At 53.6% G+C, this 1,221-nt stretch carries 1 protein-coding gene; it reads left to right on the top strand.

The genetic code is table 11. From position 1 onward, the window contains the following. The first annotated feature begins 71 nt into the window (after nt 1-71). Nucleotides 72-1,192, top strand: a protein-coding gene (locus AX755_RS21595) for an IS3-like element ISSen4 family transposase (protein ID WP_087451024.1) whose coding sequence is annotated in 2 segments (ribosomal slippage) — nt 72-330 and nt 330-1,192 — 1,122 coding nt in all. Because the reading frame shifts where the segments join, the coding sequence is not laid out codon by codon here. Nucleotides 1,193-1,221 lie beyond the last annotated feature (29 nt).

The raw sequence follows: 1,221 nt of genomic DNA, 5'->3' as shown, positions 1-1,221 counted from the left end.
TGACCTGCTCCCCGTTGATTAGTACACCCCGATGTTAGTAATGTCTTCATAAGCCACATGAGGACATCCCCATGAAGAAGCGTTTTTCCGACGAACAGATCATCAGTATTCTCCGCGAAGCCGAAGCTGGGGTACCCGCCCGTGAACTCTGCCGCAAGCATGCCATTTCCGATGCCACGTTTTACACCTGGCGTAAGAAGTATGGCGGTATGGAGGTGCCTGAAGTTAAGCGCCTGAAGTCGCTTGAGGAAGAGAACGCCAGACTCAAGAAGCTGCTTGCCGAAGCCATGCTGGATAAAGAGGCGCTTCAGGTGGCTCTTGGGCGAAAGTACTGACGACAGACCAGAAGCGGGAAGCCGTGATGTTGATGTGTGATGCGACCGGTCTGTCGCAACGTCGTGCCTGCAGGCTTACAGGTTTATCCCTGTCGACCTGCCGCTATGAGGCTCACCGTCCGGCTGCTGATGCGCATTTATCAGGGCGCATCACTGAGCTGGCACTGGAGCGCAGGCGTTTTGGCTACCGTCGTATTTGGCAGTTGCTGCGCCGTGAAGGGCTTCATGTTAATCATAAGCGCGTGTACCGGCTTTATCACCTCAGTGGCCTGGGCGTAAAACGCAGAAGACGTCGTAAAGGGCTGGCAACAGAACGTCTGCCGCTGCTCCGTCCGGCGGCGCCCAATCTGACCTGGTCGATGGATTTCGTCATGGACGCACTTTCCACCGGTCGCAGGATCAAGTGTCTTACCTGCGTCGATGATTTCACAAAGGAATGCCTGACGGTCACTGTTGCCTTTGGGATTTCAGGCGTTCAGGTCACGCGTATTCTGGACAGCATTGCACTGTTTCGAGGCTATCCGGCGACGATAAGAACTGACCAGGGGCCGGAGTTCACTTGCCGTGCACTGGATCAATGGGCCTTTGAGCATGGTGTTGAGTTGCGCTTAATCCAGCCGGGCAAGCCAACGCAGAACGGATTTATTGAGAGCTTTAACGGACGATTTCGCGATGAATGTTTGAATGAGCACTGGTTCAGCGATATCGTTCATGCCAGGAAAATTATTAATGACTGGCGGCAGGATTATAACGAATGCCGCCCGCACTCCACGCTGAATTATCAGACACCGTCTGAATTTGCAGCGGGCTGGAGAAAGGGTCATTCTGAGAATGAAGATTCCGACGTTACTAACTGAGTGTTGTATCTAATCGTGGGGGCAGGTCA

This window comes from Enterobacter sp. SENG-6 (genome assembly GCF_001605945.1).
Taxonomy (GTDB): Bacteria; Pseudomonadota; Gammaproteobacteria; order Enterobacterales; family Enterobacteriaceae; genus Enterobacter; species Enterobacter cloacae.
This window is presented reverse-complemented; position numbering and strand designations above follow the sequence as displayed.